Source organism: Amycolatopsis sp. NPDC049691, assembly GCF_040675005.1.
Classification (GTDB): Bacteria; Actinomycetota; Actinomycetes; order Mycobacteriales; family Pseudonocardiaceae; genus Amycolatopsis.
In genome coordinates, this window is sequence record NZ_JBFANX010000007.1 from 270,323 (window position 1) to 297,110 (window position 26,788).

General features: G+C 71.8%; 20 protein-coding genes. 7 read left to right on the plus strand and 13 right to left on the minus strand.

What is annotated here, in order from left to right:
- Positions 1-93: 93 nt before the first annotated feature.
- The 5 genes from AB0J40_RS18780 to AB0J40_RS18800 form a co-directional block, all read right to left on the minus strand.
- Positions 94-570, minus strand: coding sequence for a (2Fe-2S)-binding protein (locus AB0J40_RS18780; protein WP_364454376.1), 477 nt, complete (start codon positions 568-570; stop codon positions 94-96).
- Positions 571-579: 9 nt separating this feature from the next.
- Positions 580-2,910 carry a molybdopterin cofactor-binding domain-containing protein gene (locus tag AB0J40_RS18785; RefSeq protein WP_364454378.1) on the minus strand — a complete coding sequence of 777 codons (2,331 nt, stop codon included), beginning with the start codon at positions 2,908-2,910 and terminating at the stop codon, positions 580-582.
- Between the two features lie 152 nt (positions 2,911-3,062).
- Positions 3,063-4,274, minus strand: coding sequence for a helix-turn-helix domain-containing protein (locus tag AB0J40_RS18790; RefSeq protein ID WP_364454381.1), 1,212 nt, complete (start codon positions 4,272-4,274; stop codon positions 3,063-3,065).
- Positions 4,275-4,336: 62 nt separating this feature from the next.
- On the minus strand, positions 4,337-6,154 hold the full coding sequence (locus AB0J40_RS18795; protein WP_364454383.1) for a rhamnogalacturonan lyase: 1,818 nt from the start codon (positions 6,152-6,154) through the stop codon (positions 4,337-4,339).
- Between the two features lie 27 nt (positions 6,155-6,181).
- A complete protein-coding gene (locus AB0J40_RS18800; protein ID WP_364454384.1) occupies positions 6,182-8,449 on the minus strand; it encodes a cellulase family glycosylhydrolase in 2,268 nt (755 codons plus the stop codon).
- A 159-nt stretch (positions 8,450-8,608) separates the two neighbouring features.
- Between AB0J40_RS18800 and AB0J40_RS18805 the strand changes: the two genes are divergently transcribed.
- Positions 8,609-9,079 (plus strand): SDR family oxidoreductase, encoded by a 471-nt coding sequence (locus tag AB0J40_RS18805; protein WP_364454386.1) that lies wholly within the window; start codon positions 8,609-8,611, stop codon positions 9,077-9,079.
- A gap of 15 nt (positions 9,080-9,094) precedes the next feature.
- On the opposite strand, the gene AB0J40_RS18810 is transcribed toward AB0J40_RS18805, so the two are convergent.
- Complete coding sequence (locus AB0J40_RS18810) at positions 9,095-10,540, minus strand: metallophosphoesterase family protein (protein WP_364454389.1); 1,446 nt, start codon at positions 10,538-10,540, stop codon at positions 9,095-9,097.
- A gap of 14 nt (positions 10,541-10,554) precedes the next feature.
- A complete protein-coding gene (locus AB0J40_RS18815; RefSeq protein WP_364454391.1) occupies positions 10,555-12,132 on the minus strand; it encodes a metallophosphoesterase family protein in 1,578 nt (525 codons plus the stop codon).
- Positions 12,133-12,309: 177 nt separating this feature from the next.
- Between AB0J40_RS18815 and AB0J40_RS18820 the strand changes: the two genes are divergently transcribed.
- Both AB0J40_RS18820 and AB0J40_RS18825 read left to right on the plus strand, forming a co-directional pair.
- The gene (locus AB0J40_RS18820) at positions 12,310-13,287 is read left to right on the plus strand and encodes a hypothetical protein (protein WP_364454394.1); all 978 of its coding nucleotides are present in this window, start codon (positions 12,310-12,312) and stop codon (positions 13,285-13,287) included.
- A 75-nt stretch (positions 13,288-13,362) separates the two neighbouring features.
- Entirely contained in the window at positions 13,363-14,175 is an 813-nt protein-coding gene (locus tag AB0J40_RS18825) for a SigB/SigF/SigG family RNA polymerase sigma factor (RefSeq protein WP_364454397.1), read from the plus strand.
- A 66-nt stretch (positions 14,176-14,241) separates the two neighbouring features.
- On the opposite strand, the gene AB0J40_RS18830 is transcribed toward AB0J40_RS18825, so the two are convergent.
- The gene (locus AB0J40_RS18830; protein ID WP_364454399.1) at positions 14,242-14,802 is read right to left on the minus strand and encodes a TetR family transcriptional regulator; all 561 of its coding nucleotides are present in this window, start codon (positions 14,800-14,802) and stop codon (positions 14,242-14,244) included.
- A gap of 37 nt (positions 14,803-14,839) precedes the next feature.
- Between AB0J40_RS18830 and AB0J40_RS18835 the strand changes: the two genes are divergently transcribed.
- Positions 14,840-15,868 (plus strand): epoxide hydrolase family protein, encoded by a 1,029-nt coding sequence (locus AB0J40_RS18835; protein ID WP_364454401.1) that lies wholly within the window; start codon positions 14,840-14,842, stop codon positions 15,866-15,868.
- Here AB0J40_RS18835 and AB0J40_RS18840 read toward each other — a convergent pair.
- Both AB0J40_RS18840 and AB0J40_RS18845 read right to left on the minus strand, forming a co-directional pair.
- A complete protein-coding gene (locus AB0J40_RS18840) occupies positions 15,826-16,014 on the minus strand; it encodes a hypothetical protein (RefSeq protein WP_364454404.1) in 189 nt (62 codons plus the stop codon). The genes AB0J40_RS18835 and AB0J40_RS18840 overlap by 43 nt on opposite strands.
- 13 nt (positions 16,015-16,027) lie before the next feature.
- A complete protein-coding gene (locus AB0J40_RS18845) occupies positions 16,028-16,606 on the minus strand; it encodes a helix-turn-helix domain-containing protein (protein ID WP_364454407.1) in 579 nt (192 codons plus the stop codon).
- A gap of 184 nt (positions 16,607-16,790) precedes the next feature.
- Here AB0J40_RS18845 and AB0J40_RS18850 point away from each other — a divergent pair, with 184 nt between their 5' ends.
- Positions 16,791-21,407, plus strand: a complete 4,617-nt coding sequence (locus AB0J40_RS18850; RefSeq protein WP_364454409.1) for a DUF6531 domain-containing protein — start codon at positions 16,791-16,793, stop codon at positions 21,405-21,407.
- 65 nt (positions 21,408-21,472) lie between these two features.
- Positions 21,473-21,640, plus strand: coding sequence for a hypothetical protein (locus AB0J40_RS18855; RefSeq protein WP_364454410.1), 168 nt, complete (start codon positions 21,473-21,475; stop codon positions 21,638-21,640).
- 84 nt (positions 21,641-21,724) lie between these two features.
- Here AB0J40_RS18855 and AB0J40_RS18860 read toward each other — a convergent pair whose 3' ends face one another.
- Positions 21,725-22,672 carry a helix-turn-helix domain-containing protein gene (locus AB0J40_RS18860; RefSeq protein ID WP_364454413.1) on the minus strand — a complete coding sequence of 316 codons (948 nt, stop codon included), beginning with the start codon at positions 22,670-22,672 and terminating at the stop codon, positions 21,725-21,727.
- A gap of 71 nt (positions 22,673-22,743) precedes the next feature.
- On the opposite strand from AB0J40_RS18860, the gene AB0J40_RS18865 reads away from it, so the two are divergent.
- Positions 22,744-23,376 (plus strand): HD domain-containing protein, encoded by a 633-nt coding sequence (locus tag AB0J40_RS18865; RefSeq protein WP_364454416.1) that lies wholly within the window; start codon positions 22,744-22,746, stop codon positions 23,374-23,376.
- A 33-nt stretch (positions 23,377-23,409) separates the two neighbouring features.
- Here AB0J40_RS18865 and AB0J40_RS18870 read toward each other — a convergent pair whose 3' ends face one another.
- Entirely contained in the window at positions 23,410-25,119 is a 1,710-nt protein-coding gene (locus AB0J40_RS18870; RefSeq protein ID WP_364454418.1) for an ABC transporter ATP-binding protein, read from the minus strand.
- The gene (locus tag AB0J40_RS18875; protein ID WP_364454419.1) at positions 25,116-26,786 is read right to left on the minus strand and encodes an ABC transporter substrate-binding protein; all 1,671 of its coding nucleotides are present in this window, start codon (positions 26,784-26,786) and stop codon (positions 25,116-25,118) included. Before AB0J40_RS18875 ends, AB0J40_RS18870 begins: the two co-directional genes overlap by 4 nt.
- Between the last annotated feature and the right edge of the window lie 2 nt (positions 26,787-26,788).

Sequence of the window (26,788 nt, forward strand, 5' to 3'; positions counted from 1 at the left end):
GGCGGGCGCCCTTGTTTGGGGTGCAGGGGGGGTGTCGCGTGTTTTTATTATAAATTTAAAAAAACAATTAAACCCCCCCCACGACCGCGGGCGTCACATCTTCTCCGCTCCGGCCTTCACCGCCTCGCGGATCCGCGCGTAGGTCCCGCAGCGGCAGATGTTCCGGATCTCGTCCAGGTCCGCGTCCGTGATCTCGCGGCCGGCCGCGGTCGCCTGGCGGACCTTCGCCACCGCCGCCATGATCTGGCCCGGCTGGCAGTACCCGCACTGGGCCACGTCGAACTCCAGCCACGCCTCCTGCATCGAGTGCAGGTCCTTGCCGACCGTCGCCGGGAGACCTTCGATCGTCGTGATCTCGTCGGTTTCCTTGATGTCGGCCACCCGCACCGAGCACGGGTTGAACGCCTTGCCGTTGATGTGGCTGGTGCACGCCTTGCAGACGTCGAGCCCGCAGCCGTACTTCGGGCCGGTGATGCCGAGCAGGTCGCGCAGGACCCACAGCAGCCGGAGGTCGTCGTCGGCGTCGACCGTGACCACCTTGCCGTTGATCTTCAGGGTGTGTTGCGGCACTGCGGTCTCCTAGTAGGCGTGGTCGAGGCCGTCGGTCGGCGACGGCGGCGTGGACGGCTGCACCGGCAGCGGCTCGAACGAGAGCGTGCCGTGGTTGATCGGGAACGAGGTCGGCATCTTGCCGACCGCGCGCGCGTACGCGCAGGCCACCGCGGCGAACGACGGCGCCACCGCCAGCTCCCCCGCGCCGCTCGGGCTGTCCGACGTGTTCGGCATGACCACGACCTGCGTCTCGGGCGGGGTGTTCCACTCGCGCGTGTAGAAGTAGTTGTCCCAGCTGCCTTCCAGCGGCAGCCCGTCCTTGATGTGGATGCTCGACGTCAGGCACATCGCGATGCCGTCGTTGAGCCCGCCGATCATCTGGGCCTCGAGGCCGCGCGGGTTGATCGCGAAGCCGGGGTCGACGACGACCAGTGCCTTCGTCACGCGCGGGCCGGTGACGCCGTCGCGGACCTTGCGGTTGACCGTTTCCGGCCGGCAGTCGATCTCCACCAGCACCGCGACCGCGCCGCGGTACTCCGAGTGCAGCGCGATCCCCTGCGCCACCCCGGCGGGCAGCGCGCGGCCCCAGTTGCCGACCTGGACGGCCTTGTCCAGCACCGCGCGCAGCCGGTCGTCCTTGAGGAACTCGCGGCGGAACGCGACCGGGTCCTTGCCGAACTTCTTCGCCAGCTGGTCGACGACGAGCTCCTCGGCCGTGACCACGTTCGGCGAGTAGATGTTGCGCATGCTGCCGGTGTTGAACTTCAGCGGGATTTCGTTGAGCAGCTGGGTGGTGACGCCGAAGTTGTACGGCGAGGACTGGCTCAGGAGGAAGATCGACTCGGCGAAGCTGAGGTTGCCGCCGATCGGCAGCTTCGCGGCGTACGAGGTGAGCATCTCGCCCAGCCCGTGGCTGAACTCCGTCTGCACGCTCGTGTGGCGCTGCTCGAAGCTGACCACGTTGCCGAGCAGGTAGGTCGCCCGCACGCGCGAGACGCACATCGGGTGGATGCGGCCCTGCCGGAAGTCGTCGGTGCGCGACCACATCAGCTTGACCGGCTTGCCCATCTTCTGCGACGCCTCCGCCGCTTCGGCGGCCGCGTCGTGGAACAGGTGCCTGCCGAACGACCCGCCGCCCTGGGTGACGTGCACGGTGACCGCGTCCTGCGGCAGCCCCAGCTGCTTGGCGATGTCTGCCTGGGCGACGATCGGCACCTTCACGCACGACCAGATCTCCGCGCGGTCGGCGCGGACGTCGGCGATCGCGGCGCCCGTTTCGAGCGGGCTGTTGCTGGCCGCGGCGAAGGTGAACTCGGCGTCGATGTACTGGTCGAGCAGGCCGGGGACGGTCATCGGCAGCTGCGCGGCCTTGAGCTTCTTGAGCACGGTCGCGTCGGATTCGCCGTCGACCGTGCCCGGGCCCCAGGTCACCTTCAGCGCGCGGATCGCGTCGATGCACTGGCCGAACGTGCGGCCCCGCACCGCGACGCCGTGCGAGATCGCGGCGACGTCGGTGATCCCCGGCATCGCCTTGACCTCGGCGGCGTTGAGGATCGAGCGCGGGGTGCCGTTGATCGTCGGCGGCCGGGCGACCATGGTCGGCAGCGCGCCCGGGACGTCGAGGTCGAGGGTGAACTGCTTGGTGCCGGTGACCGCCGCGTGCGCGTCGAGCCGGTTCTGCGGGGTGCCGAGGACCTTGAACTCCGAACGCGGCTTGAGCGTCGCGGCCACGCTGATCGTCGTCGCGGACGCCGCGGCCTTGGCGAGCGAGCCGTAGCTCGCCGTGCGGCCGCCGGAATCGCGCACGACGCCGCCGGACGTCGTCAGCTGCGACACCGGCACACCCCACTTCGCGGCGGCCGCGGCCAGCAGCCGCTGCCGGGCGATCGCCGACGCCGTCCGCACCGGCGTGTAGATGCTGCGCATCGAGTTCGAGCCGCCGGTGAGCTGGTTCATCAGCAGCTCCGGGCGGGCGTCGGCGAGGGTGACGTCGATCTTGTCCAGCGGGAGGTCGAGCTCCTCGGCGATCATCATCGCCACCGCGGTGGTCATCCCCTGGCCGACCTCGGTGCGCGGCACGGCGAACGCGGCCCGGCCGTCGGCGCCGACCTGGACGCTGATCAGGCCCGACGTCGGCAGGGCGGCGAGGTTCTGCAGGTCGCCGAGGTCGAAGATGTCCTCGGGCTGGGGCAGGGACGGGATCGCCGCGTCGGCTTCGCGCGGGGCCAGTTCGGACCCGCCGATCTGGGCGGCGACGGCGAGCGTGGGCGCGGCCAGCACGAAACCGAGGAACCGGCGGCGGGCCATCGCGCGCGGCTCGGACCCGGGTGGCGGGACGGCGGGGTCGTGTTCGGGCATGAGCGGCTGGGACCTCTCGAACGACGGTGTGGGAGAGCGCGGGCCGGAGCACCGCCGGGCCGGAGTGTTGCACAGATCACGCCGCCGGATGAAGGACCTGGGTGCCTACATTTGGCCTAGTGTCGTTGTGCAGAGTGCACAGCGGGTACCGGTCAGGGCACGCGCGGTGGCGGGAGGAACGGCAGCGCGCGGACCACCAGCGCGAGCTCGAGGGCCAGTTCACCGCCGGTCAGCGACCGGCCGGTCAGCTCTTCGATCCGGTGGATCCGGTTGAGCACGGTGTTGCGGTGGCAGTGCAGCGCCTGCGCCGAGCGGGTCGCCGAGCCGCCGGTGCGCACCCACGTCGCCAGGGTCTCCAGCAGCGGGCCGCGCTCCGCCGACCGCAGGTCCAGCAGGTCGCCGAGCCAGTCCCGCTGCAGCGACTCGGTCAGCTCGGGCGAGGAGAGCAGCAGGGCTTCGGGCAGCCGTTCGGCCAGGCAGACGACCTCGACCCGGCCCGGCGGGACCGTCCGCATCGCCAGCACCGCCTGCCGGTAGGCGGTGTGCACCGCCGCCAGCCCGGTGACGACCAGGGACACCCCGGCCGGCACGGTCAGCACGGACCCGATCGCCTCGACGACGTCGGTCACCTCCCGGCCCGGCAGGGACACGAGCCCGACGAGCACGTCCGCCCGCGACTGCCAGGCCGACGCCGAGCCGAGGTCCTCCAGCGCGGCTCCCAGGGGCTCGGCGAAGGCGGCGTCGCCGGGGCCCGCGGCCGCGACGACGACGTACGGCCCCGAGATCGGCAGGCGCAGCGCGCGGCCGGCCTCGTAGGCGAACCCCGCGTCGGTCGCCCGGCCCTGCAGCAGCCCCTCCCACAGCGACGCCCGCCGCTGCTCGTCCGCGCGGACGAAGCTGCGTTCGGCCGCGTGGTAGGCCAGCGCCACCTGGGCCGAGGTCGCGTCGACGACCTCCCACACGCGGGTCGCGAGGTCGAGCATGGCTTCGTTGTTCACCGACCCGGTCGCCCGGGCCTGGGCCGTGAGGGCCTGCCAGACCAGCCGGCCGCCGATGCGGAACGAGCGCAGCACGTCGTCGAGCGGGAGCTGCTGTTCCGCGCGGCGCCGGCCGGTCGCCTTCGCCGCGTCGTAGAGGTCTTCGTCGGTCCCCGCGCCGCGGCCGATCAGCTGCAGGACCCGGCGGAGGTTGTCGTGGCAGGAGCGCCAGAGGTCGTCGTCGGGCACCACGTCGGTCACCTGGTAGCCGGGGTTCTGCTCGACGATGACGGCGACCAGGGCGCCGGTGAGCTCGTCCAGCTCGTCCAGCACCCTGGCCGCCAGTGACCACGCGGTGTCCCGGGCCACCGCCCGCGTCTCGCCCATCCACACCACCACTGTCGCGCTCCCGCCGGCGCGTCAGCCTACGTCGCCACCCCGGTTCCCGCTCACCTCGCGAGCGCGAAGCTCGGGTGCGGCGGCTGGTTGTAGGCGGTGTTCTGCCACGCGACGGCCTCCCGGTACTGGCGGTCCTGCATCAGCGAGACGTGGGCGATGCTCGTCGCGTCCGTGGTCGAGTAGATCCGCAGCGCCCGGTTGTCCGACGTCGGCCAGACGACCTCTTCGCGCCAGTCGCCGAACAGGTCCGCCTGCAGCGACGGCGTGTTCTTCGTGCCGTTGTTCGCGTGCACGCCGGACGCAGTCAGCAGCCGGGAGTCGCCGCCGGTGCCGTACTTGTCGATGTGGGTGCCGTCGAGCAGCTCGCGCTGGGCGTCGCCGTCCCACCAGACGACGAAGTTCGTCGAGGACGGCTTGCGTCCGATGTTCTGCCCGCTGGTGTTCAGCAGCCCGGACACCGCGGACGACCACGACTCGGCGCCGGGGCTGCCGGCGTAGATGTCGTCGGAGACGCCGCGGCCGTTGTCGCACGAGCAGGACGCGTTCTGCCAGATGATCTGCCCGGTCCTCGCGTCGGCCATCCACGCTGCCGGCTTGGCCGGGTCTTCGTCCACTTTGAACTCTTCGAGCCCGGGCCGGCTCGGGATCAGGTCGCCGACGTGCATGGCGTCGCCGTGCCCGAGCCGGGTATTCCACAGTGGAGCGCCGTTGTCGTCGATCGCCATGGCCCCGAAGACGATCTCGTCGCGGCCGTCGCCGTCGGCGTCCGCGATCGCCAGCTGGTGGTCGCCCTGGCCGGTGTACTGCGAGCCGGCCGAGTTCGAGTCGAACTTCCACCGCTCGGTCAGCGCGCCGCCCCGGAAGTCCCAGGCGGCGATGACCGTGCGGGTGTAGTAGCCGCGGGACATGATCAGGCTCGGGTGCGCGCCGTCCAGGTACGCCGTCCCGGCGAGGAACCGGTCAACCCGGTTGCCGTAGCTGTCCCCCCACGACGACACCGTGCCGCGCGGCGGGTCGTAGTTGACGGTCGACATCGCCGCGCCGGTCTGGCCGTCGAACATCGTCAGGTACTCCGGGCCGGCGAGGACGTACCCGCTGGAGTTGCGGTAGTCCGCGCCGGCGCTGCCGATGACCTGCCCGGTGCCGGAGCGCGTGCCGTCGGCGGTCTTCATGGCGACCTCGGCCCGGCCGTCGCCGTCGTAGTCGAAGACCTGGAACTGCGTGTAGTGCGCGCCGGCGCGGATGTTGCGGCCCAGGTCGATCCGCCACAGCCGGGTGCCGTCCAGCCGGTAGGCGTCGACGTAGACGTTCCCCGTGTAACCGGACTGCGAGTTGTCCTTGGCGTTGCTCGGATCCCACTTGAGCACGATCTCGTACTGGCCGTCGCCGTCGAGGTCGCCGACGCTCGCGTCGTTGGCGCTGTAGGTGTAGCTCTCCCCCGACGGCGTCGTGCCGCCGGGCGGGATCTGGATCGGCACGTCCCGGGTGCTCGCCGCGGCCGTGCTGTCGAGCGTCAGCGACTCCTCGGCGGCGAAGGCCGACATCCGCTCGACGCCGCCGACGACGGCCCGGACGGTGTACTTCGCCCCCGCCGGAGCGCCGGCGTCCAGGAAGCCGGTCGGCCCGCCGGCCGCGGTCCGCGTCACGCGGGTGCCGTCGCGGTAGACGGCGAACGTGACGCCCGCGGGGTCGTCGGCGAGCAGGCGCCAGCTGACCCGGTTTCCTTGCGGAGTAGGGACACTGACGACTCCGCGGTTCAGTCTGTCGTACCGCGGCGGCGCGGTTCCCGCCGCCGCGACGGCCGGGGTCAGCCCCAGCACGAGGACACCCACGGCGGCCACGACCAGCCGCCGGTTCAGCGCGTACATGGTTTTCTCCTTGTCTGGTGTGGACGATCAGCCGGCCGTGCAGGTGGTGCCGTTGAGGGTGAACGCCGCCGGCGCCGGGTTGGTCCCGGTGGACGTGCCGTTGAAGCCGATGCTCGTCGAGGCGTTCGGGGCCAGGGTCCCGTTCCAAGCGAGGTTGGTGGCGGTGACGTCGCCGCCGCTCTGCGTGAACGTGGCGCCCCAGCCGGGCAGGGTGACCCGCTGGCCCGCGGTGTAGCCGAAGGCGAGGGTCCAGCCGGTGAGCGTGCTCGCGCCGGTGTTGGTGATGGTCACGCTCGCGGTGAACCCGTTGCCGCCACCCCAGGCGGGTGCGGAGTAGCCGATCTTGCAGCTTCCGGTGCCGCCGCCCGCGGCGGTCGTCACGCTCACGGCCGCGGAGTTCGCCGAGGTGTTCCCCGCCGCGTCGCGGGCGCGCACCTGGTAGCGGTAGGTCGTCGACGCCGTCAGGCCGGAGTCGGTGAACGTCGTCGTGCCGGTCGTGCCGACCTGGATGAACGTGCCGCTGCCCGTCGCGCGCAGGACGTCGTAGCCGGTGACGCCGACGTTGTCGGTCGAGGCGGCCCAGGACAGCGTGGCGCCGGTGGCCGTCACGGCCGACGCGGACGGCGTACCCGGCGTCGTCGGGGCCTGGGTGTCGGTGGTGCCGCCGCCGTAGACCGTGGCTTCCTTCGACGTCCGGCGGACGCCGTTCGCCCCGGTGAGAAAGCGCTCTCCCCAAGCCGTCAACCTGGCCGGGTCGAACGAAGTGACCAGGTCGAGGTAGGCGACGTCGCTGCTGTTGCCGCTCCACGACCAGCCGAGGTAGCCGAGGCCGCGGGCCTGCGCCTCGGCCATGATCGTGTCCTCGTCGGGGTCGCCGTCGGTGTGCAGGTTCCCGAACTCGCCCACCACCAGCGGCAGGCCGGCGGTGCGGAAGGCGTCGAAGTACCCGGTGATCTCGGCGGCGGTGTCGTAGACGCCGTACATGTGGATGGAGAACACCGTGTTGTGCTGCGGGTCGGCGGCGAGCACCGAAGCCGCGTTGTCCCGCATGACGTTCTGCCAGTCCTGCCCCCACATCGGCGCGTCGGCCATCAGCAGGTGCTGCAGGCCCGCGCCACGCAACCGGGTGATCGCGGCACTCGTCGCGCTCGCCCACGTCGCGCTCACCTGCTGGTTGTTGCCGAACGGCTCGTTGCCCAGGTTGATGACGACGTAGTTCTCCTGGCCCTTGAGTGCACTGGCGACACTGATCCAGTAGCTCGCGGCCTGGTCCAGGCTCGCGGCCGCGCCCTCCTCGCCGTAGCCGGTGGTGTCGTGCGCTTCCAGCACGCAGATGAGCCGGTTCTGCTTGCACAGCGCGACGACGCTCGTGACTTCGGCGGCCGAAGTCGGTCCCCACCGCTGGCCGCTGCCGAGCACGACGCGGACGGTGTTGGCCCCGAAGGACTTGATGTCCGCGAAAGCGCCGGTCTGGCTCGGGTACCAGGCGTACGGGTGGTTGACGCCACGCATCACGAACGCCGCGCCGTTCGCCTCGGCGACCTGCGTGCCGCTGACGTGCAGCCCGGTCGCCGCCGTCGCGCAGGGCAGCGCCGCGACCAGGGCCGGGTACCAGCGGCTTTCCATCTTCTGGATGCCGCTGGTGCTGTTGGGGTGCACGCCGTCGGTCGTGTCGGCCGCGGTGTCGAACCCGGTCCACTGGTCGACGACGGTGATCGGGGACGCCGCCGTGGAATGCGCCTGCGCCCAGCCGGGGATCGCGTTGTCCAGGTCGATCACGCGCTGCGCGCAGGCGGCGCAGTCGGCCGGGTTCATCGGGATGATCTTCGCGACGACGAGCTTGGTCGCCGGGTTGCCCGCCCGCATCTGGCCGAGCAGCGTGGTGAAGGCGTCGAGGATCGCGCTCGCGGCGATGCCGTTCCAGACGTCGTTGGTGCCCAGGTGCATGAGGACGATGTCCGGCCGGGTGGCCGAGAGCCAGCCGGGCAGCTGGTTGTCGCGCACGATGCCGGTGGCGAGGAAGCCGCCGTGGCCTTCGTTCTCGCCGTCGTAGGCGAACCCGCAGCCTTGCGGGGGCAGCGTGCCGACGAAGTCGACGTCGGTGTGCCCGGTGTCCTGCAGGTGTTTCCACAGCAGCGCCCGCCAGCACCCCGGCGAGCCGGTGATGGAGTCGCCCAGCGCCATGATCCGCGTGGGTGCGACCGCTGTGGTGGTGGCTGTGGCTGGTAGCGGAACGAGCGCGCAGACGGCGAAGAGCACGCCGACCACGACCGCCCGGAGGAACCGCCGGGGCATACCGACCTCCTGGGGTAACCGACAGGGACAGTCGACGTGGGAGCGCTCCCAGCCCGGGAGTGTAACGGCTTGCCTACCGGGAACGAAAGTATCGGGCTATTCGACCACGTCGTCGAAAACCGGTCGATCCGCGGCGGCTCCCGGATTACCGTCGACGGCGTGACAGCACTGGAGGGCCGGGTCGCGGTCGTGACCGGGGTGAGCCGCCGGGCCGGGATCGGCTTCGCGGTGGCCGCGGAGCTGCTGGCGGCCGGCGCGTCGGTGCTCGCGCACTCGTGGTCCCCGCACGACGCGGAACAACCGTGGGGCAAAGATCCCGTCGGCGACGCCGGAATCGTGGAACACCTGGGCGGTGAACGCCCGCGCGAGCGTGCTGCCGGCTCAGGCGTTCGCCGCCGCCCACGACGACGCCCGCCCCGGCGGGCGGATCATCCTGTTCCCCTCCGGGCAGCACCTGGCGCCGATGATCCGGACCTCGCCGAGCGCGTCGGCCGGGCCCTGCCCGCCGGCCGGTGGTGCCGTCCGGACGAAGTGGCCCGGCTGGTCCGCTGGCTGGCCTCCGACGAAAGCCGGTGGATCACCGGTCAGGTCGTCAACGCCGAGGGCGGCTTCCGTCGCTGGGTCATGTGAGTCCGATGTGGACGGTCAGCCGCGACGCAGGGTCACCTCGTCGATCTGGTCGCCGTTCTCCGCCACGGCGCGGACGGTCATGGCGCCCGGGGTGACGTCGACCGCCACCAGGCCATAGCCCCGGTAGCGGACCCGGGACCACGTCACCTTGGTCTCGGTCGGCTTCGTGGCGCCCTTCCGGTAGGTCTTCATCGTCGCGCTGGTCGCGCTCGATTCGTGGCCCGGGTAGCTCTCGGGCACGTTCTTGAAGAAACCGTCCAGGGCCTGGCCGCCGCCACCGGCGGTGAGGTACGTGGTGCCGTCGGTCTTCGCGACGACCGTGCCGCCGGGCGGGACTTTCCGGGTCCCCTTCCCGGCTTTGATCGGATCTGTCCGCTCGTAGACGCGGTTGTGGCCGGTGAGCACCAGGTCGACGCCGTGCTTGTCGAACAGCGGCGCCCAGCTCTCCTGTGCTCCCAGCTCGGCGCCGTAGCGATCGCCGGTGCTGTAGACGGAGTGGTTGCAGCAGACCACGACGAAGTCGACGGCGGGGTCGGCCCGGAACCGCCCGAGCTGCGCGTCCAGCCACTTCAGCTGCTTGCCCGCCGTGTAGCCGAGCTTGGCCGGGAAGCGGTAGCAGACCTCGCCGGCGTCGAGGCTGAGCAGGCCGACGTTGTGGTGGCGCCAGGCGTAGATCCCGGTGGAACCGGCCCAGGCGTTGTCCGGCATCGAGAACCGGGCGCGCAGGCCGCCGTTTCCGGTGCTGTCGTAGAACTTCTCGTACTCGCGGTGGCCGGGGGTGACCATCCACGGCACCGCGCACGCCACCGGGTCGTTCTGCGCGAAGTAGGTGTCCCACTTCCGGGCGTCGTACTCGAAGTCTTCCGACGCGGGCCGGCCCTCGGGCTCGTGCATCGCGTAGCTCAGGCCGCCCAGTGCCAGGTGGAACGCCGGCGCGAGGTCCGCCACGCGGCCGGCCGCGGCGATCGCGTTGTAGCCGACGCCCTGCTCGCCGAACGCGGTGAACGTGAACGGGCCCGTGGTGCCCGCCGTGCGGAAGGAGGCGACCTCGCCGAGCCGGCCGGCGGCGAGCGGGTCGTAGTCCGCGTGCCCGAGCACGTAGGAGTACGCCGTACTTGGAGTCAGGCCGGTCAGCTTGGCGTGCACGAAGTACTGCGTCTGCGTCGCGGGCGCGTGCGGCGGGAAGTCGTGCTCCTCGGGGTGCTGCCAGGACAGCTTGCTCGTCAGCGGGCGCAGTTCCGCCGCGACGGGCGGGCCGAGCGTCGCCCGCGAGGTGCCGACGCGCAGGTAGGGGCCGGTCACCGCGCCCGGCACCTGCCAGGACACCGTCACCTGCGTGGCCGGGTCCGCCCCGAAGGCCAGGTGCCTGCCGAACGGGCGCAGCTTCGCCCCGGCGGCGGCCGGCGCGGCGGCGAACACGCCGGCCCTGAGCAACGCGCGCCGGGAAGGGTACGTGGTCATCGCGGGTCCTCCGGTCAGCCGCGGCGGATGGTCAGGTCGTCGACGAGCACGCCGTCCTCGGTCAGCGCCCGCACGTGCAGCCGGCCGGGCTGCCCGCCGGCGGCCGGGGTGACGTCGACGTGCACCAGGCTGTAGCCCCGGAAGCGCACCCGCGACCAGTCGACCTTTTTGGAGTGCCCGCCGCCTTCTTCGTCGTCCCACCGCATGGTGACCGTCGCGTCGTGGACGTGGCCGAGGTAGGAGTCGCCGGCGGCTTCGTCGATCCAGTCGTTGATGCTCTCGCCGCCGCCCCCGGCGGTGATGTAGGTGACGCCGTCCTTCCGGGGGTCGACGGTGGCGCCGGGCGCGGCCTTCTTCGTCCCCTTGCCCGCCTTGATCGGGTCCGTGCGCTCGTAGAGGTGGTTGTGCCCGTTGAGCACCAGGTCCACTTGGTACTGGTCGAACAGCGGCGCCCACTTCTGCTGCGCGCCGAGCTCGGCGCCGTTCGCGTCGGACGTCGAATAGGTGCACTGGTGGCAGTAGACGACGATGAACTCGATCGCCGGGTCACCGCGGAACTTCGCGAGCTGGGACTTGAGCCAGGACGTCTGCCTGCCCTGCGTATAGTCCAGATTGGACGGGCTGTTGTAGCAGATGTCGTTGCCGTCCAGGCTGATCAGGCCGACGTTCTGGTAGCGCCACGAGTAGATGCACGTCGAGCCGGCCCAGGCGTTGTCGGGCATGGTGAACCGGGCGCGCATGCCGCCGTAGCCGTGGTCGTCGTACCAGCCCTCCATCTCGTGGTTGCCGAGGGCGACCATCCACGGGATCCCGGCCGCGACGAGCTCGTTCTGCGCGAAGAACGAGTCCCACTTGCGGGCGTCGTACTTGTCTTCGTCCGGGTGGCCGCCTTCGCCGTTGAGCGCGTAGCTCAGATCCCCCATTGCGAGGTGGAACCGCGGGTCCAGGTCGGCGATCAGGCTGTTGGTGGCGATCGCGTTGTAGCCGACGCCCTGGTCCCCGAAGGCGGTGAAGGAGAAGCCGTCGGTGCGCCCGGCCGCCGGCGCGGTGCGGAACGTGCCGACCTCGCCGGCCCGGCCACTGGTGAGCGGGTCGTAGCCCTGGTGGCCGACGACGTAGTGGTAGGTCGTGTTCGGCACCAGGTTGTCGAGCTTGACGTGAAGGTAGTACTGCGTGATCGCCGACGGGCTGTGCGGGGAGAAGGTGTGCGTCGCGGTCTGCCACGACAGATCGCTCGTCAGCGCGCGGACTTCGGCCGGCAGCGTCGCGCCGTAGTCGCCCTCGGCGGTGCCGACGCGCAGGTAGGGCGCGGTCACCTTGGCCGGCGTCTGCCAGGAGACGACGACCTGCCGCGAGGCATCGGCGCCGTAGGCGAGGTGGCGGCCGAAGGGGCGCAGCGTCGAGCCCGGCACCGTTTCGGCGTTGAGCAGCACCGTCGGGCCGGCCGCCTGTGCCGTCGAGGGCAGCAGGAGGCGGCCGGCGGCCAGCGCGGCACCACCGGCGGCGGCCGCGCGGAAGACGCCGCGCCGCGTGTGCCGCCGCACGTGGTGGTCGTACCACTCGGCCAGCCGGAGTTCCCGATTCTCGGACATGATCATAAGTTAAGAAACTTTCCTAACTACGTCAACGAGGTGCGCCGATCTTGATCGATCGTGCCCGGAATGGCGCAACGCGGAACCGTTGCCCGCGCACGACCGGCTCGGTACAGTCCGGGACGGCAAGATCGTTCTCGCCGACGCCGCGTTGCCCACCTCCCGCAGGAGCACGACGTGCGCATCCCTTCCCGGCTTTCCGCAGTCCTTTTCACCGCGTTGCTCGCCGTCCCCGTCGGCAACGCCGAAGCCGCGACGGCGGCCTGGCCCGGCGATCCCGCCGTGACCGTCGCCGACGCCGCCGGAGTCTTCGGCGAAAACCTGAGCGGGCTCTCCTTCGACGGCCCCGACGTGCTGTGGGCGGTCAAGAACGGCCCCGGCACCCTGTACCGGCTCGTCCGCGACGGCGGCAAGTGGACCCCGGCGGCCGGCTGGCCGTCCGGGAAGGCGCTGCACTATCGCAACGGCAGCGGCGACCCGGACGCCGAAGGGGTCGTGGCCACGCCCGACGGGGTGTTCGCCGCGACCGAGCACGACAACGACGGCGACGGCAGCCTGCTGAAGGTGCTGCGGTTCGACACCGCGTCGGCGGCCGGGTCGCTCAGCGCGGTGGCGGAGTGGGACCTCACCGGCGACCTGCCCGACGTCGACGACAACGGCGGGTTCGAGGGCATCACCTGGGTCCCGGACTCGTTCCTGACCGCGAACGGCTTCCGCGACGACCACGCGAAGGCCACGTACGACCCGGCCGCCTACCCCGGCCACGGCAGCGGCCTGTACTTCGTCGGCCTCGAGGACAAAGGCATGGTCTACGCCTACGCCCTCACCCAGTCGGGTGGCGGTTTCACCCGCGTCGCGGCCTTTCCGGCCGGATTCCCGAAGGTGATGGAGCTGGAGTTCGAGCCGTCGGCCGGCCGCCTCTGGACGGTCTGCGACGACACGTGCGGCGGCAAGACGGCGACCTTGAAAATCGTCAACGGCAAGTTCGCGGTGTCGGCGACCTACGCGCGGCCGTCGAAGATGCCCAACTACAACAACGAAGGCTTCGCGATCGCGCCGCCGTCGACGTGCTCGTCGGGGCGCAAGGCCGTCGTGTGGGCCGACGACGCGAACGACGGCGGCCACGCCCTGCGGGCGGGCACGCTGCCCTGCTGAGCCCGGCATTGCTCCGGATGTACCAACGGCTCACCGGTTCGTGTGGATCGTGACGGCTTTGGGTAAGTGGTCACCATGGTTGTCAGAGCCCCTGAGCGACCCGTCGCGACGCCCACCCCCGCGCCGCGGCGGGCCAACCAGTTCGCCCACTGCGCTCCGCTGTTCGACGAACGCAGCGAGCTCACGCCCGGCGACCCCCGGCACGCCGAGCTGCGCGCCCGGCTGATCACCGAGCACCTCGCCCTGGCGGAGAACATCGCCAAGCGTTTCGCCGGCCGCGGCGAGTCGTTCGACGACCTCGTGCAGGTCGCGCGGACCGGCCTCATCCACGCGGTCGACCGCTACGACCCCGGTCGCGGCCGCGACTTCCTGTCCTTCGCGGTGCCGACGATCATGGGCGAGGTCCGCCGCCACTTCCGCGACAGCGCGTGGTCGATGCGCGTGCCGAGGGCGTTGAAGGAGCTGCAGCAGAACCTGGTCAAGGCGACCGGCGAACTGGCCCACGACCTGGGCCGCTCCCCCACCCCAAGTGAACTCGCGGCACACCTGGACATCGACGTCGAGACGGTCCGAGAAGGACTGCTGGCGGCCGAGGCGTACAAACCGGCCTCTTTGGACGCCCCGGCCCGCGGCGGCGGCGACGCCGGCACGATCGGCGACCAGCTGGCCGACCGGGAATCCCCGTACAGCAAGGCCGACGACCACCTGACGCTCGAGGCGGCGATGGCCGACCTCCCACCCCGCGAGCGCGCGATCATCGAGATGCGGTTCGTGGAAGAGCTGACGCAGAGCCAGATCGCGGAGCGGGTGGGTGTGTCGCAGATGCAGGTGTCCCGGCTGCTGGCGAAGACCCTGGAACAGCTGCGCCACCGCGTGGTCGCCGGCTAGCCGGCCCGGTGCTCGCTGCCGGTCGCCGCGCCGAGGGGGTCCGCGTACCACACCTTCGTCACTCCCTCACCCGTCGGCCAGCCGCTGGATCGTCTCGCCCAGCCAGGCCTCGAGTTCGGCCGGGTCGCCGAGTTCGGCGCGCAGGACGCGGCGCCGGGTCGAGACGCCGAGCACGAACGCATCGATCGCCGCGGCCCGGCCGCGGGCCTCCGCGTCGTTCAGCCCGCTGTCACGCAGGTAGCGGTGCAACGGCTCCACCGAATTCGCGTCCAGGAACGCCGCGAGCGCCTCCGCCGCCTCGGGGCGCTCGCCGGCTGCGCGGTGCAGCGCCAGCAGCGGGTCCTCGCCCGGTTCGCCGAACCAGCGGCGGACGATGCTCGCCGCCAGGCGCGGCCCCAGTGTGGCGCGGTCGCCGTCGAACGAGGCCGCGACCGGGATCTCCACCCGGGTCGCCGCGAGGAACAGGCCGTCCTTGCCGCCGAAGTAGCGCGTGATGAGGTTCGGCGACACGCCGGCCGCGTCGGCCACGCCCTTGACCGTGACCGCCCGGTAGCCGTGCCGGGCGAACTGGTGTCTCGCGTGCTCCAAGATCCGCTGCCGGGTGGCCGCCGCGTCGCGCGAAGTCATGTGTACGACCATACACATCATGTGTACGGTGATACACATGACCGACGACCTACGCGAAAGACTCCGGCGCACGCGGCGGATCACCACCCCATGGAGCGACGACCCGGCCCGCGGCATCAGCCGCACCCGCCTCGACGAACTCCTGGACCACTGGGCGAACGGCTACGACTGGGACGTCCACGAGCGCCGCATCCGCGCACTCCCGTGGACGACCGCGGGAGCCCTGCGGGTGATCCACCGGCGGGCGGCCGATCCGGACGCCCCCGTCGTCGTGCTGCTGCACGGCTGGCCGGACTCCGTGCTGCGGTTCGAACGCGTCCTGCCGCTGCTGGCGGACCTGCACGTGGTGGTCCCGGCACTGCCGGGCTTCCCGTTCGCCGCCCCGCTCACCGAGCCCGGCATGTCGGCCGGCCGGATCGCCGCACTCGTCGCGGACGCCCTCGCCGAACTCGGCTACCCGCGCTACACGGTGTCCGGCGGCGACATCGGCGGCACCGTCGCGGAAATCCTCGCGACCGAGCACCCGGACCGCGTGGCGGCACTGCACCTGACGAACGTCGCCCCGCAGCGCGCGCTCACCGCGGACCCCGCGACGCTCGCCCCGGACGCCGCGGCCTACCTCGGCCGGGCGGCGCAGTGGTTCCGCACCGAGGGCGGATACATCGCCGAGCAGTCGACGCGGCCCAACACCCTCGCCGTCGCCCTCGGCGATTCACCCGCCGGGCTCGTGGCGTGGATCGCCGAGAAGCTGGACTTCTGGTCGGACGCCTCGGCTTTCACCCCGGACGAGCTCCTCACGTGGGTCACCGCGTACTGGGTCACCGGCACGATCGGCACGTCGTTCACCACCTACGCCGAACCGGTCGGCCTCCCCGGCCGGGTCGGCACGCCGACCGTGCTGTCGGTGTTCCCGCGCGACACCAAGCCCGAGCCGTGCAGCTACGCCGAGGCGTTCCTGAACATCCGCGAGTACGTGGAACACCCCGCGGGCGGCCATTTCGCGGCCTGGGAACAGCCCGAGGCCTATGCCGGCGACGTGCGCCGGGCGGTCAGCTTGGGCGCTTGAGCGGACACCAGTTTCAGACCGGCTGCCACGAGGATCCAGCCGAGGCGTTCCCGTCGCGTTTCTTCGCGCCGGACGCGGACCGCCGCCTGTCTCAGGTCCGCTTCGCGCTCGCGGACCAGGTCCTCGGCCAGCAGGAAATGCACCATCGTTTCGTCCCCCTCAGTCGGATTCTTCGGGCTGCGCCTGCCGCGGGAACGCCGACCAGTGGGCGATCACGTCGTGGTCGCCCGGTCGCGCGTCCCGGCGGTAGCGTTCGATCACGGCGTCGACCTCGGCGCTCATCGCCGCCGCCTCCTCGGGCGTCAGCGAAAGCCGCACGTCGCTGAAGACCGCCTTGTCGTACCACTGGTCGATCCAGCGCGGAAGTTCACTGACGAACCGCGATTCGGCCTCGTACCGGTGCTCGATCACCGAGCGCAGGTAGGTGTCCAGCGGCGCCGCGAGATCCGGGTCGTCGATGAAGTCGACGACCCGCATCCGCGTCGACTTCTGGGCGGGCTTCCACCACCGTTCGCGCTTGTTGCCGCGTTCGCTGTCCTCTTCGACCAAGCCGGCCTCGGCCAGCTGCCGCAGGTGCCAGCTGGTGGTGCCGGAGCTCTCCCCGACCCGCTTGCCCAGCCCGGTCGCGGTCGCCGGGCCGTCCGCCTGCAGCAGCTCGAGCATGCGCATCCGCAGCGGGTGAGCGAGCGCCCGGAGCATCCGCGCGTCGAGCGGCCGGGACGGCTCGTTCGTGGTCATGCCGCCACCGTAGACTACAGAGAGCGCTTTGCAAAGAGTCCTCTGCGCTCTGCTTGCCCGCCCGAGCCAGGGATCGCCGGATTTTCGGGCAACCACGTCTTCCGCCGCGGTGGCGCTGCTACGTTCGCCGGAAGCTGTTTGAAAGTTTGACGACTGTTCGCCGTGACGTCAGGAAGGTCGCGTAGTGGGCAACCCGCTGGTCGCGGAGACCAAGGACTCCACCAAGGCGTATTCGGGCATTTCGCTGCTGGAGTCGGCGAACGACCTGAAGTCCGCGATCGAAAGCGGCGACTGGGCCTCGGTCGCGCTCGGCGCCGTCGGCACCGCGCTCGACGCGTTGTCGATGGCCATGGATCCCTTCGGCGCCATCCTCGCCGCCGGCGTCGGCTGGCTGATCGAGCACGTCGGCCCCCTCAAAGAAGCCCTCAACGCCCTGACCGGCAACGCCGACGAAATCGCGGCGCAGTCGGAAACCTGGAAGAACGTCGCCACGGAACTCGGCAGCATCGGCCAGGACCTCACGGGCATGGTCAAGACGGACGTCGCGTCGTGGACCGGCAATGCCGCCGACACCTACCGACAGCGCGCGCAGGACACGGTGACGTTGCTGGAAACGGCCCAGAAAGGCTGCGAAGGCGCCTCCAGCGGCGTCAAAACCGCCGGTGAGGTCGTCGCGGCCGTGCGCGCGCTGGTGCGCGACATCATCGCCGAACTCGTCGGCCACCTGATCAGCTGGGCGCTGCAGGTCGTCTTCACCCTCGGGATCGGGATGACCTGGGTCGTCCCGCAGGTGGTCACCGCGGTCGCGAAGACGGCGTCGAAGATCGCCGACCTGACCAAGCGGCTCGTCAAGGCGCTGCAGGCGCTCGTTCCGCTGCTCAAGCGAGCCGGCGACTTGTTCGGCGACGCGGCCAAAGCCCTGAAGAACATCAAGCCCGGCAAGGCCGCGCCACCGCCGAAGCACGCCGACATCAACGGCAACCCGAAGGACCTCGGCGGCCCCAAGGGCAAGGGCGACCCCGACGCGCCACCGCCCAAGACCGATCCGCCGCCCAAGGGCGACGACAGCACCAGCACGTCGGGCGCGAAAGCCGACCCGCCGCCGAAGTCCGACCCGCCGCCCAAGACCGATCCGCCGCCGAAGAGCGAGCCGCCCGCCGACGGGCCGACCGGAGGCACCCCGAAGGGCGACCCCGATGGCGGCGGCGCGCCGAAGGGCGATCCCAAGGGCGATCCGAAAGGCGACGGCCCGCGCGACCGCGCGGTGCCGGACGACAAGAAGGTCTGCGTCTCCGACCCGGTCGACGTCGCCACCGGCGAGGTGGTGCTGACCCAGCTCGACCTCACCCTGCCGGGCGACGCGGGCGAGCTGGTGCTGTCGCGCACGCACCTGTCGTCCTACCGCGCGGGCCGGTGGTTCGGCCGCTCCTGGGCGTCCACTTTGGACCAGCGGCTGGAGGTCGGCCGCGACCGGGTCCGGTTCTACGCCGAGGACGGCATGGTTCTCGTGTACCCGCTGCCCGAAGGCGACCGGCCCGTGCTGCCGATCGAAGGACCGCGGTACCCGCTACGACGGACCGCCGAGGGCTACCGGTTGGCGACCGGCGCGCGTGAGCTCGGGTTCGCGGCCGGCCCCGGCCCGGTGCGGCCGCTGACGCTGATCGAGCAGGGCGGCGCCCGCACCACGATCGACCACGACGGCAACGGTGCCCCTCGGCTGCTGCGCCGGGACGACGGCACCGAGATCGGCATCGACTCCGGCGCCGGCCGGATCACCGCGCTCGGCGTCCCCGGCGGCGCGCCGGTGGTGCGGTACGGCTACAACCGGCTCGGCCAGCTGACCCAGATCGCCGGGTTCACCGGACGCCCGGTGAACCTCGACTACGACGTCGACGACCGGATCGTCGGCTGGCAGGACCGCACCGGCACCTGGTACCGGTACGTCTACGACGCCGCGGGCCGCTGTGTCCGCAGCGTCGGCGCCGAGCGCTACCTCAACGGCACGTTCGCCTACGACACCGAAGCGCGGACCACGCGGCACACCGACGCGCTGGGCCACACCTGGATCTACCGGATGAACGAGGCCGGCCAGCTCGTCGAGCGGACCGACCCGCTCGGGCACACGCGCCGGTACTCCTGGACCCGCTACGACGACCTGCTGTCGCAGGCCGACGAACTCGGGCGGATCACCTTCTACGGCTACGAAAACGGCGTGCTGACGACCGTCACGCGGCCGGACGGTTCCGTGGTGCGGCTGACGCCCACCGGAACCGGCGAGGTGGAGCTGCGGGCCGGCGACGCGCGGGCCGTCGTCCCGGCGGCCGACCCCTACGCCGCCCTCCCGGGTGTCTCGACCCGGCTGCGCGTCGACGGTCCGGCCGACGCCCTCGGCGACGAGCCGGTGCTCACCGCGGCGGCCCGGCCCGGCGACCGCGACCCGTTCGGCCGGCCCCGGCTGGTGCACACCGCGTCCGGCGGCGCGGCCCGCCTGGGCTGGACGGCGGAAGGGCAACGCTCCTGGCGGATCGGCCCGCACGGCGAGCGGGAGAGCTGGCGCCACGACGGCGAAGGACGCGTCGTCGAACACCGCGACGCGGCCGGGCGGACGACGCGGCGCACGTACGGCCCGTTCGGCCTGCCGGTCGAGGAGTTCGACGCCGCCGGCGCGCGCACCGCGTACGGCTACGACGCCGAGCTGCGCCTGGTCTCCGTGACGAATCCGGGTGGCCGGACCTGGCGCTACACCTACGACCCGGCCGGGCGGCTCGTCGAGGAGACCGACTTCGACGGGCGCCGGCTGACCTACGCCTACGACGAGGCCGGCCAGCTGCGGCGGATGACCAACGGCCTCGGCGAGGTCACCGAGTTCGCCTACGACCAGCTCGGCAACGTCGTCGAACGGCGGACGGCCACCGGCGTCACCGGGTACGCCTACGACGCCCTCGGGCAGCTGGAGCACGCGGTCAACAACGAGTCGGTCCTGCAGATCGTGCGCGACGAACACGGGCGCGTGCGGGAGGAAACGCTCAACGGCGTCGGCGTGCGCTGGACGTACTCGGCCACGAGCGTCCGCCGCCACACGCTGTCCGGTGTGGACAGTGAGTGGCACTACGACGGCGACCGTCCGGTGGCGCTTCGCGTCGCGGGGCACGAACTCGCGTTCGAGTACGACGAAGCCGGCCGCGAGGTCCGCCGGTCGGTCGACGGCTCGGAGGTGCTGCGCCAGGCCTTCGACGCCGCGGACCGGCTCGGTGAGCAGGTGAGCGCCGGCCTGGACCGGCGTGCCTACACCTACACGCCGGACGGCAGGCTCGCCGCGATCGACGACCCGCGGCCGGTCCGGTTCGGGTTCGACACCGCCGGCCGGGTCGCCGAGGTGCACGCACCCGACGGCGTCGAACGCTTCGCCTACGACGCGGCGGGCCGGCTCGTGCCGCCGGCCGGGACGCGGTACGGCCACGACCCGCAGGGCCGGGTGACCAGCCGGGTGCACGCGGCCGCCGAGTGGCGCTTCGTCTGGGACGAGCTGGACCGGCTGGTCGCCGTCATCGCCCCGGACGAGTCGTTCTGGACCTACCTCTACGACCCGCTCGGCCGCCGGTTCGCCAAGCGGCGCTGGGTCCTCGGCGACGACGGCGCGCCGCGGCAGACCGCCGAGACGTGGTTCGTCTGGAGCGGCGCCGAGCTCGTCGAGGAGATCGAGCTGACCGACGACGGGCACTCGCGCGTGCTGACGTGGGAACGCCATCCCGACGACGGGAGGCCGGTGGTCCAGGTCGAGCAGCGGGGTGCCGAGGTGCGGTTCCACACGGTGGTCACGTCGCCGGCCGGCACGCCGACCGAGCTCGTCGCCCCGGACGGGACGATCGAGTGGCGGGCGCGCACGAGCTTCTGGGGCGAACTGCTGCCCTCGACGTCCGGGACCGCGCCGATGCCGCTGGCCTTCCCCGGTCAGTACCGGGACGCCGAGACCGGCCTGCACTACAACGTCTACCGCTACTACGACCCGCGCACGGGCCGGTACCTGAGCCAGGACCCGCTCGGCCTGGCCGCGGCGCCCGACCCGGCCGGGTATGTCGACCAGCCGCACCTGCACGGCGACCCGCTCGGCCTGGTGCAGAGCCCGTGCGGCAAGACGGGCGGCCCGAAGGCCCCGGACAACCCGGCGGGCGGCGGCGACGCGGCGAAGCTGCCGCCCGGGTCGAAGAAACCGGACGGCCTCGACGAGTTCCGCGACCCGGACGGCAAGATCCGGCCGCACAACATGACCGACGAGCAGTACGCCAAGTTCTCGAAAAAGTGGGACGAGATGATGGCGCCGGGCAAGGACAAGTCGTGGTTCTGGTCGGGCGGCCACATCAAGGACTCGGTCGTCGACCCCGCGACCGGCAAGACCGTCTCCGAGTCGAAGTACCACGGCTCGATCGAGGACCCGGCGATCGACCTGGCGAAGAAGAACGGCGGCAACACGCTCGAAGGCCTCCTGAAGGACAACGGCGTCGAGATGCCGAAGTTCTCCGACAACCACCCGAACGGCGAGAAGGTCTGGAAGGACGCGTCGAAGGCGCTGGCGCACAACGCGGAGGGCGACGTCCACATCGCCCTGCCGAACACCCCGGGCAAGTCGAGCGGCTGGCCCGGCCAGGGCGACGAGCTGGGTTCCCGCCGGCCGAACAACGTCTTCGACATGGACGAGTTCCCGATCCTGCGGCACAACCCGAAGGTGGACAAGGTCATCGCCCACGACACCGACTACCCGGACGCGCCGCCGGTGGTCATCTGGGACAAGAACAAGCGCTGACCTCAACCGGCCGGGGCGTTCGGGCGTGGGAGTGCCGTCCACACCCCGACCGGAGAGGAATCCCGATGGACCAGAACACGCTGCCCGAGGACCCGCTCGGCCCGCCGGTGCTCGGCCAAGCGGCCCCGGTCAACGCCCGCAACCAGGCGCTGACCGGCCGCCGTGCCCGCCGGGACAGCCTCGGCACGCTCAGCACCTGGACCACCATCAGCCTCCACCCCGAAGACAGCTGACCCGCCGGGCCGCACCGGTGGCGGCCCTCGGCCCGAACCGCCGCCGAGGGCCGATCCCCGGGCGCCGGAAGGGTTCGCGGTACCTCAGTCCGAGGCGCGCCGGTGGCGGAACAGCGCCCGATACTCCCGCGGTGAAGTGCCGAGGTGCCGGTGGAAGGCCGCCCGCACGGAAGCCGTGCTGCCCAGGCCCGTGTGCCTGCCCAGGTGCTCCACGGGGAGGTCCGTCGTCTCCAGCAGTTCCCTCGCCCGGTCCAGCCGTGCGCCGGTCAGCCAGGCCATCGGCGACGTCCCCGTCTCCTCGCGGAACCGCCGCAGGAACGTGCGCCGGGACAGGTGGACGCGGGCGGCGAGCGCGTCGACGTCCACGGGGCGCGTGAGGTCGGCCAGCAGCCACTCGCGCAGCGGGCCGAGCCGGTCGCCCGTCGCCTCCGGGCGCAGGCGCTCGACGTACTGCGCCTGGCCGCCCGCGCGCTGCGGCGGGGCGACGAGCTGGCGGGCCTTGGCGTTCGCCGCCGCGGCGCCTTCGTCGGTGCGGATCAGGTGCAGACACAGGTCGATCCCCGCGGTCACGCCGGCCGAGGTCAGGATGTCGCCGTCGTCGACGTACAGCCGGTTGGGCAGCACCTCGACGCGCGGGAAGCGGGTGCTCAGGTCGGCGGTGAACTGCCAGTGCGTGGTCGCGGGCCGCCCGTCGAGCAGGCCGGCCTCGGCGAGCGCGAAGGCCCCCGTGCAGATCGAGACGATCCGCGCGCCCCGCGCGTGGGCGGCCCGCACCGCGTCCAGCACGGCCGTGGGCGGCGAGGTGCCCGTGTCGGCGTAGCCCGGGACGATCACCGTCCCGGCGCCGTCGAGGGCCTCGAGCCCGGCGTCCGCGGCGATCGTCAGGCCGCCGCCGGCCACCGGAACCGGGCGCCGGTCCGCGCAGACCGTGAGCTCGTAGTGCGGGTCCGAGCCGAAGACCTGCACCGGGATCCCGATGTCCAGGGCGAGCACGCCCGGGAGCGCCAGCACCGTGACGCCGTGCCGCTTCATGGCACGATCCTAGCGGTGACCGGCCTGCGGGCCACTGTCGCCGGGCGCGGCCGGCTTCTAGCGTCGACGCGGTGAACGACTTCCTCGCCCTGCCCGCCGGGCCGCTCGCCGCCACGATCCTCGCCACCGTGCGGGACACCGAAAGCCCGGCGGTGGCCAACCACAGCGTCCGGAGCTTCCTGTTCGCCCGCCTGCTCGCCGAGCACGAAGGCTGCCTGGCCGACCCGGCCTACGACGCCGGGCTGCTGTTCGCGGCCACCGTCCTGCACGACCTCGGCCTGGGCACGCGGGCGCCCGGCCGCACGCGCTTCGAGGTCGAGGGCGCGGATCTCGCCGCCGAGCTGCTGACCGAGCACGGCGTCGGCGCGCCGCAGGTGGACCTCGTGTGGGAGGCGATCGCGCTGCACACCTCACCCGGCATCGCCGAACGCCGTGGCCTGCTGGCCTACCTGACGCGCGAAGGCGTGGGCATCGACTTCGGCCGCAACGCCCACGTCGTCACCGGCCGGCACGAACGGATCCACCAGGAGCACCCACGGCTGTCGATGGTCCCGTCGCTGGTCGACGCGATCGTCGAGCACGCGGCCCGCGCGGAAGAAGCCGCGGCGCCGCGCTACTCGATCGCCGGCGAACTGCTGCGCGAACGCCGGGAAGCCGGAGTCACCGGCCTGGAACGCGCGGCCGCCGGCACGCCCTGGGCGTGACCGCTCCTGGCACGTGCCCAGGCCACCTCCGGTTCAACGCAGCTGCCGCCAGGCCTCCCGGCGGCGCCGCTGCGCCTCCGGGTCCGCCACCGGAGCCGCCGAAAGCAGGCGCTGCGTGTACGGGTGCGCCGGGGCGGTCAAGACGTCCTTCGTCGGGCCCTGCTCGACCACGTGGCCGCGGTGCATCACCGCCACCCGGTCGGCCAGCTGCTCGATCACCGCCAGGTCGTGGCTGATGAACAGGCACGCGAAGCCGAACTCGTGGCGCAGGTCGCGCAGCAGGTCGAGGACCTTCGCCTGGATCGTGACGTCGAGCGCGCTCGTCGGCTCGTCGGCCACCAGCAGGTCCGGGTTCAGCGCCAGGGCGCGGGCGATGCACGCCCGCTGGCGCTGACCGCCCGACAGCTCGTGCGGGTAACGCCCGGCGAGCGACGGCGAAAGCTGGACCGAGTCCAGCAGCTCCGCCACCCGGCCGTCCACTTCGGACGCACGGACCGCGCGGTGCAGCCGCAGCGGCGTCGCCACGCTCTCCCCCACCGTCGTGCGCGGGTTCAACGACGACAACGGGTCCTGGAACACCACACCGATCCGGCCCCGCAACGCTTTCGCCGCCCGGCCGCGCACCCGGGTGATGTCCGTGCCTCCGATGTGGACGGACCCGCCGGTCGGCGCGAGCAGCCCCGTCACCGCGCGGGCGACCGTGCTCTTGCCCGAGCCGGACTCGCCGACCAGGCCGAGCACCTCCCCCGGCTCCACGTGCAGGTTCACCCCCGAGGCCGCACGGACGGCGATCGAGCGGAACCGGCCGCGGTAGGTCACCGAGAGGTCCGCCACGCGCAGCAGCGGTGCCTCGGCGGGCACGTCCGGGACCGACGCCACCGCGGGGTGCTCCGCCGCGGCGACGTGGCCGGGGCCGACCGAAAGCTCCGCCGTCAGCGCGCGTTCGAGCCCCGACGTCGCCGTCGCCGAAAGCGAGACGACCGAACCGAGCAGCTGCCGCGTGTACTCCTCGGCCGGCGCGGTGAAGATCGCGGCGGCGGTCCCCTGCTCGACGACCCGGCCGTCGTGCATTACCACCACGCGGTCGGCCAGGTCGGCGACCACGCCCATGTCGTGGGTGATCAGCAGGATCGCCGTCCCCAGCCGCGAGCGCAGGTCCCGCAGCAGCTCCAGGATCTCCGCCTGGACGGTGACGTCCAGTGCCGTCGTCGGCTCGTCGGCGATCAGCAGCTTCGGCTCGTTCGCCACCGCCATGGCGATCACGACGCGCTGCAGCTGCCCGCCGGACAGCTCGTGCGGGTAGGCGCGGAACCGCTCAAGCGGCTCCGGCAGCCCGACCAGGCCGAGGAGCTCGATCGCCCGGTCCCGGGCGGCGGGTGCCGCCAGTGGCTGGTGCGTCCTGATCGCCTCGACGAGCTGGTCGCCGATGATGAACACCGGGTTCAGCGCGCTCATCGGCTCCTGGAACACCATGCCGACCTCGCCGCCGCGCACCGCGCGCAGCTCGGCCGGCGTCATCGCGTAGAGGTTCCGCCCGGCCAGCTCCGCGCGGCCCGTGACGCGAGCCGTGGGCGGGAGCAGGCCGAGCAGGGACATCGCGGTGACCGTCTTGCCGGAGCCGGACTCCCCGACCACCGCGACGACTTCGCCCGCGCGGACCTCGTAGCCGACCCCGCGGACGGCTTCGACGTCCCCGAACGAGACCGCGACGTCGTGCAGCCGCAGGAGCCCGGCCGCGGTCACTGCAGGATCCCGAACTTGCGGTAGTCGACGTAGGCCGGGAACCGGCCGATCTGGACGTTCCCGACCTGCGACCCGTGCAGGAACGAGTTGCGGGTGTAGATCAGCGGCACGACCGGCGAGTCGGCGAGGATCTTCTTGTCCAGCGCCGCCCACTTCTTGCCGGCCTCGACCGGGTCCACAGTGGCCTGCGCCTCGCCGATCAGCTTGTCGACCTCCGGGTTGCTGTACCGCGACTCGTTGTACCCGCCGTTGCCGATCTCGGTCGACTGGAACAGCGGCTGGATGTTCGCGTTCGCGGACGGGATGTCGGGCTGCCACGAGGTGAGCGTCAGGTCGTAGTCCGACAGGCCCTTGGTGTCCACTTCGGACGTGTAGGTGTCCTCGTCGAGCGGCTTGATGGTGACCTTGATGTTCGCCCGCGCGAGCGCGGCCTGGATCGCCGCGGCCTTCTCCGGGTAGCCGTTTTCGTTGTGGGTGGCCAGGACCAGCCCGTCGAGCCCGTTCGGGAAGCCGGCTTCGGCCAGCAGCTGCTTGGCCTTCGCCGGGTCGCCGGACGGCGGCGCCGGGTACAGGTCGTACTGCTCGCGGCCCTGCAGGCCCGGGGTGATGAGCGTGGTGGCGACGTCGCCGGCCAGCTGGGCGCTGCCCGCGCTCGCGACCTGGTAGGCGGCCTTGTCGACGGCGTACTGGAACGCCTGGCGCACCTTGGGGTTGGTGAGGTTTCCGCGCTGGGTGTTGAGCGAAAGGTAGGCCAGCGCCCCGGATTCCGACGTCACCAGCCGCGCCTTCGCCGACGCGTTGCCCTGGATCTGCGCCAGCTGCGCGGGCGAGGCGAACGACATGCCGAAGGCGTTGCGGTCCTTGCCGGTGTCGTCGATCAGCCGCTTGGAGATGACGCTGGTGTCCTGGCCGAGCTCGAAGTCGATGGTGTCGGCGTAGGCCAGCCGCGTCTTGTCCTCGTCACGGCTCCAGTTCGGGTTGCGCACCAGCTTCGCCGACTTGCCGCGCTCGTAGCTCTGCAGCTGGTACGGACCCGAAGCGACCGGGTGGTCACCGTAGTTCGCCTCGGCGCCCTTGCCCTTCGGCACCGGCGAGAACGCCGGGGTGCTGGCGACCCAGTTGAAGTCGCCGTAGGCGCGGGCGAGGTGGAAGACGATCGTCTTCGGATCCGGCGTCTGGATGGTGTCGAGTTCCTTGCCGTCGAACGGGCCCTTGTACGCCAGGCCGGGCGAGAGCAGGTCCTTGTGGTAGGCCAGGCCGCCGGAGAACGCGGGCGCGAACGAGCGCTCCAGGCCCCACTTGACGTCCGCCGAGGTGATGGCGGTGCCGTCGGCGTACTTGAGGCCGTCCTTGAGGGTGAACGTCCACGTCTTGCCGCCGTCGGTGGCCTTCCCGGTGTCGGTGGCCAGGTCCGGCACGATGGTGGTGTCCTTGCCCGGCGCGACGTCCCACGACGTCAGCCGCCGGTGGATCAGCCCGAGCGTCGTGACGACGAGGTTCGAGCTCTTCGCCGGGTCCCAGGTGATCGACGGCGCGTCGTTGAGCAGGACGAGGTTCCCGCCCGGCTTGACGGTGCCGCCCTGCCCGGCCGGTGTGTCGTTGGCGCCGCACGCCGTCAGCAGCGTGACGGCGGCAAGGACCCCCGCGGCGAACCGCAGCTTTTTCATCG

Excerpts from the sequence above, each read along its gene's own strand:
- AB0J40_RS18800 (WP_364454384.1), bottom strand. The coding sequence starts at position 8,449 with ATGCCCCGGCGGTTCCTCCGGGCGGTCGTGGTCGGCGTGCTCTTCGCC.
- AB0J40_RS18795 (WP_364454383.1), bottom strand. The coding sequence starts at position 6,154 with ATGTACGCGCTGAACCGGCGGCTGGTCGTGGCCGCCGTGGGTGTCCTC.
- AB0J40_RS18830 (WP_364454399.1), bottom strand. The coding sequence starts at position 14,802 with ATGACTTCGCGCGACGCGGCGGCCACCCGGCAGCGGATCTTGGAGCAC.
- AB0J40_RS18845 (WP_364454407.1), bottom strand. The coding sequence starts at position 16,606 with ATGACCACGAACGAGCCGTCCCGGCCGCTCGACGCGCGGATGCTCCGG.
- AB0J40_RS18785 (WP_364454378.1), bottom strand. The coding sequence starts at position 2,910 with ATGCCCGAACACGACCCCGCCGTCCCGCCACCCGGGTCCGAGCCGCGC.
- AB0J40_RS18840 (WP_364454404.1), bottom strand. The coding sequence starts at position 16,014 with ATGGTGCATTTCCTGCTGGCCGAGGACCTGGTCCGCGAGCGCGAAGCG.
- AB0J40_RS18790 (WP_364454381.1), bottom strand. The coding sequence starts at position 4,274 with ATGGGCGAGACGCGGGCGGTGGCCCGGGACACCGCGTGGTCACTGGCG.
- AB0J40_RS18825 (WP_364454397.1), top strand. The coding sequence starts at position 13,363 with ATGGTTGTCAGAGCCCCTGAGCGACCCGTCGCGACGCCCACCCCCGCG.
- AB0J40_RS18815 (WP_364454391.1), bottom strand. The coding sequence starts at position 12,132 with ATGTCCGAGAATCGGGAACTCCGGCTGGCCGAGTGGTACGACCACCAC.
- AB0J40_RS18860 (WP_364454413.1), bottom strand. The coding sequence starts at position 22,672 with ATGAAGCGGCACGGCGTCACGGTGCTGGCGCTCCCGGGCGTGCTCGCC.
- AB0J40_RS18835 (WP_364454401.1), top strand. The coding sequence starts at position 14,840 with ATGACCGACGACCTACGCGAAAGACTCCGGCGCACGCGGCGGATCACC.
- AB0J40_RS18855 (WP_364454410.1), top strand. The coding sequence starts at position 21,473 with ATGGACCAGAACACGCTGCCCGAGGACCCGCTCGGCCCGCCGGTGCTC.
- AB0J40_RS18810 (WP_364454389.1), bottom strand. The coding sequence starts at position 10,540 with ATGACCACGTACCCTTCCCGGCGCGCGTTGCTCAGGGCCGGCGTGTTC.
- AB0J40_RS18875 (WP_364454419.1), bottom strand. The coding sequence starts at position 26,786 with ATGAAAAAGCTGCGGTTCGCCGCGGGGGTCCTTGCCGCCGTCACGCTG.